The organism is Lactobacillus sp. C449L (assembly GCF_059900815.1).
Genome location: NZ_JBWXGA010000231.1, coordinates 1 through 454, shown reverse-complemented (window position 1 = coordinate 454; position 454 = coordinate 1). Strand labels below are relative to the sequence as shown.

The 454-nt window shown below is 63.2% G+C and carries 1 protein-coding gene; it reads right to left on the bottom strand.

The window, feature by feature from the left end; translation table 11 throughout:
• Nucleotides 1–242, bottom strand: a 242-nt coding sequence (locus tag AC2JF9_RS09180) for a hypothetical protein (RefSeq protein WP_500727154.1), incomplete at its 3' end; no start/stop codon positions are given.
• Between the last annotated feature and the right edge of the window lie 212 nt (nt 243–454).

Genomic DNA, 454 nt, shown 5'->3' with positions numbered 1-454 from the left:
ACCCGCCCGGTGGGCCGCGACGACCAGACCGCGAAATCGACGATCGCCTCGACCATGAAGGCGGCCCAGCTCTCGTCCTTGTCGTGCAGCGCGCGGTCGAGCGCGATCAGCACATCCGCCTCGTCCCGTGTTTCGACCCCGTTCGGCAGGACGTCGCGGCGCAGCGCGTTCACGTCCATGCGTGAGATCTCGCCCCGGTCCATTACCTGGGCGACGAAATTCTCGAGTGACCACCTGACCATCCGATGCCGCTCCCCGGAGCCATTTACTTGGCTCTCGTGTCTGCTTCGATGCGTTGACCTTCGCGCAATCTCCGTTCGGCCCAAGTTAATCGCCGATCCTGAAAAGATGTTCAGGTTAAACGGCGCTGACGAGAGGTGGTTGCGCAATGGTTGCTGGCGGGAGACGAATTCGCGGCATTCGCATGCGAGCCAAGCGGTCGGGAGCGCGAGGA